Origin of the sequence: Streptomyces anandii JCM 4720, from assembly GCF_014650655.1 — a bacterium.
GTDB classification, from domain to species: domain Bacteria; phylum Actinomycetota; class Actinomycetes; order Streptomycetales; family Streptomycetaceae; genus Streptomyces; species Streptomyces anandii.
This window is the reverse complement of the sequence record NZ_BMVJ01000030.1, coordinates 49,395-52,986: the sequence shown is the minus strand read 5'-3', so window position 1 is coordinate 52,986 and position 3,592 is coordinate 49,395. Positions and strand designations below refer to the sequence as shown.

The following is a 3,592-nucleotide window of genomic DNA, read 5'->3' as shown; positions in this document are numbered from 1 at the left end:
CCCCGACCGCTCGCTCACGCCCGGCGGCGACGCGGCGGAGCAGATGGCCGGCACCCGTCTCGCCTCCGCCCTGCGCGAGCAGCGGACCCAGGGCACCCCCGTCGACATCGCCGTCACCCACGAACCGGCGGCGGCGCGCGAGACCGACGGCACCGTCCCGCTCGTCCTGTGCGGTCACCTGCACCACGAGGACATGAAGATCCTCAAGTACGGCACCCGCCTGCGCATGGAGGGCTCCACGGGCGGCAGCGGCCTGCGCGCCGTCGAGCACCAGTACCCGGCCCCCATAGAGGCCTCGATCCTCTACTTCGACCGGGACAGCCGGCGCCTCCAGGCCTGGGACGAGATCAAACTGGGCGGCCTGGGCCTGACGACGGCGGAGGTCAGCCGCCACCTGCCCAAGGACAACCAGCCGGGCGCCACCCCGGCCCCCTCATCGGCCTCCCCCTCCAGGCCGTAAACGGTTTTGGCGATACCCCCCGCCATCCCATATGCTTCTCACGTCCCCGACGCGCTGAGAAGCGCCCAGGCGGGCCGATAGCCCTCATCGTCTAGCGGCCTAGGACGCCGCCCTTTCAAGGCGGTAGCACGGGTTCGAATCCCGTTGGGGGCACGCAAGACCGTGTGCGACACTGTCGTACGCAGCGCTTGGTCCTGTGGAGCAGTTTGGAGTGCTCGCCACCCTGTCAAGGTGGAGGCCGCGGGTTCAAATCCCGTCAGGACCGCTGAGGTTTCACGTGAAACCTCGTGGCTGGGTAGCTCAGTTGGTACGAGCGTCCGCCTGAAAAGCGGAAGGTCGCCGGTTCGACCCCGGCCCCAGCCACCGCCAAGGCCCCGATCTCCGGATCGGGGCCTTTTGCATGTCCGCCGTGCCCGCCTCCCCCGAGGCCGCCCCGCGGACCTCACGGCCACCGCGGGCCTCGCGGGCGCCGCGGAGCAAATCATTCGCCTGCGTTTTCCCCGAGGTGAGATCCTGGGTCGCATATGTCTACGCATCCCGCCCCCGCTCTGGGCCCCCTCGCCGCTCGCCTGGACGAGTTGTCGCTGCGCGACGCGCACCGGCTCGGTCGCAGGCTCGAAGGCGCGCGCAAGATCCGCAAGGCGGAGGCGCGTGCCGCCGTGCTCGCCGAGATCGAGGGCGAGGTCGGCAGGGCCGAGGAGCGCATGGCCGGCCGCCGCTCGCGCGTACCCGCCGTCAGCTACCCCGAGCAGTTGCCGGTCAGCCAGAAGAAGGCGGAGATCGCGGAGGCCATCCGCGATCACCAGGTCGTGATCGTGGCCGGTGAGACCGGTTCCGGCAAGACCACGCAGATCCCGAAGATCTGCATGGAACTGGGCCGGGGTGTGCGCGGCATGATCGGGCACACCCAGCCCCGCCGGATCGCCGCCCGCACGGTCGCCGAACGCGTGGCCGAGGAGCTGAACACACCGCTCGGCGAGGCGGTCGGCTGGAAGGTGCGGTTCACCGACCAGGTGGACCCGGACGCGACCTTCATCAAGCTGATGACGGACGGCATCCTGCTCGCGGAGATCCAGACCGACCGCGAGCTGCGTGCCTACGACACGATCATCATCGACGAGGCCCACGAGCGGTCGCTCAACATCGACTTCCTGCTGGGGTACCTGGCGCAGCTGCTGCCCAAGCGGCCGGACCTCAAGGTCGTCATCACCTCGGCCACCATCGACCCCGAGCGGTTCTCGCGCCACTTCGGCGACGCCCCGATCATCGAGGTCAGCGGGCGGACGTATCCGGTGGAGGTGCGCTACCGGCCGCTGCTGGAGGAGGACGGCGACGACGCCGACCGGGACCAGATCACGGCTATCACCGACGCCGTCGAGGAGCTGATGGGCGAGGGGTCCGGGGACATCCTGGTGTTCCTCTCCGGTGAGCGGGAGATCCGCGACACCGCCGACGCGCTCAACAAGAAGCAGTACCGCTTCACCGAGGTGCTGCCGCTGTACGCCCGGCTGTCCCACGCCGAGCAGCACCGCGTCTTCCAGCCGCACACCGGCCGCAGGATCGTTCTGGCGACCAACGTCGCCGAGACCTCGCTCACGGTGCCCGGCATCAAGTACGTCATCGACCCCGGCTTCGCCCGTATCTCCCGCTACAGCCACCGCACCAAGGTGCAGCGCCTGCCCATCGAGCCGGTCTCGCAGGCCAGCGCCAACCAGCGCAAGGGCCGCTGCGGGCGCACCTCGGACGGCATCTGCGTACGGCTGTACTCCGAGGACGACTTCCTGTCCCGGCCGGAGTTCACCGACGCCGAGATCCTGCGCACCAACCTCGCTTCCGTCATCCTGCAGATGACCGCGGCGGGGCTCGGCGAGATCGAGAAGTTCCCGTTCATCGATCCGCCGGACCACCGCAACATCCGCGACGGCGTGCAGCTGCTCCAGGAACTGGGCGCGCTCGACCCGGCCCAGAAGGACCCGCGCAAGCGGCTCACCCAGACCGGCCGCAAGCTGGCCCAGCTGCCCGTCGACCCCCGTCTGGCCCGCATGGTCCTGGAGGCGGACCGCAACGGCTGTGTGCGCGAGGTCATGGTGATCGCCGCCGCGCTGTCCATCCAGGACCCGCGCGAACGCCCCGCAGACAAGCAGGCCCAGGCCGACCAGCAGCACGCCCGATTCCGCGACGAGACGAGCGACTTCCTCGCCTTCCTCAACCTCTGGCGCTATGTGCGCGAGCAGCAGAAGGAGCGGGGCTCGTCGTCCTTCCGCCGCATGTGCAAGCAGGAGTTCCTCAACTTCCTGCGCATTCGCGAATGGCAGGACATCTACACCCAGCTGCGCACGGTCGCCAAGCAGATGGGCATCCACCTCAACGACCAGGACGCCCCCGCCGACCGCGTTCACGTCTCCCTCCTCGCCGGCCTCCTGTCGCACATCGGCATGAAGGACGTGAAGGAGTCCAAGGACTCCAAGGACTCGGCTCCGGGCGCCCGCAAGGACGGCGGCCGGGGCGAGTACCTGGGCGCCCGCAACGCCAAGTTCGCGATCTTCCCCGGCTCGGCGCTGTTCAGGAAGCCCCCGAGGTTCGTGATGTCGGCCGAGCTCGTCGAGACCTCCCGGCTGTGGGCCCGGGTCAACGCGAGGATCGAGCCCGAGTGGGTCGAGCCGCTCGCCGGCCATCTGCTCAAGCGCACGTACAGCGAACCGCACTGGGAGAAGGACCAGGCGGCGGTGATGGCGTACGAGAAGGTGACGCTCTACGGCGTGCCGATCGTCGCCCAGCGCAAGGTGAACTACGGGCGGATCGACCCTGAGGTCAGCCGCGAGCTTTTCATTCGCAACGCGCTGGTCGAGGGCGACTGGCGTACGCACCACAAGTTCTTCGCCGACAACCGCAAGCTGCTCAGCGAGGTCGAGGAGCTGGAGCACCGGGCCCGGCGGCGGGACATCGTCGTCGACGACGAGACGCTGTTCGACTTCTACGACCAGCGGGTGCCCGAACACGTCGTCTCCGGCGCGCACTTCGACTCCTGGTGGAAGCGCAAGCGGCAGGAGCAGCCGGACTTCCTGGACTTCGAGCGGGAGATGCTGATCCGGGAGTCGGCGGAGGCGGTCACCAAGGCCGACTATCCCGACT

At 69.1% G+C, this 3,592-nt stretch carries 1 protein-coding gene, 3 tRNA genes and 1 pseudogene; all 5 read left to right on the top strand.

Features of this window, described 5'->3' with window-relative positions; translation table 11 throughout:
- Positions 1-460: pseudogene (locus tag IE249_RS39205) on the top strand (hypothetical protein); the annotation flags it as partial.
- A gap of 80 nt (positions 461-540) precedes the next feature.
- Positions 541-613: transfer RNA gene (locus IE249_RS32585), tRNA-Glu, on the top strand.
- Positions 614-650: 37 nt separating this feature from the next.
- Positions 651-725: transfer RNA gene (locus IE249_RS32580), tRNA-Asp, on the top strand.
- 24 nt (positions 726-749) lie between these two features.
- A tRNA-Phe gene (locus tag IE249_RS32575) sits at positions 750-823 on the top strand.
- Between the two features lie 161 nt (positions 824-984).
- A partial coding sequence (hrpA, locus tag IE249_RS39200; protein ID WP_229859757.1) for an ATP-dependent RNA helicase HrpA occupies positions 985-3,592 on the top strand: 2,608 nt, incomplete at its 3' end.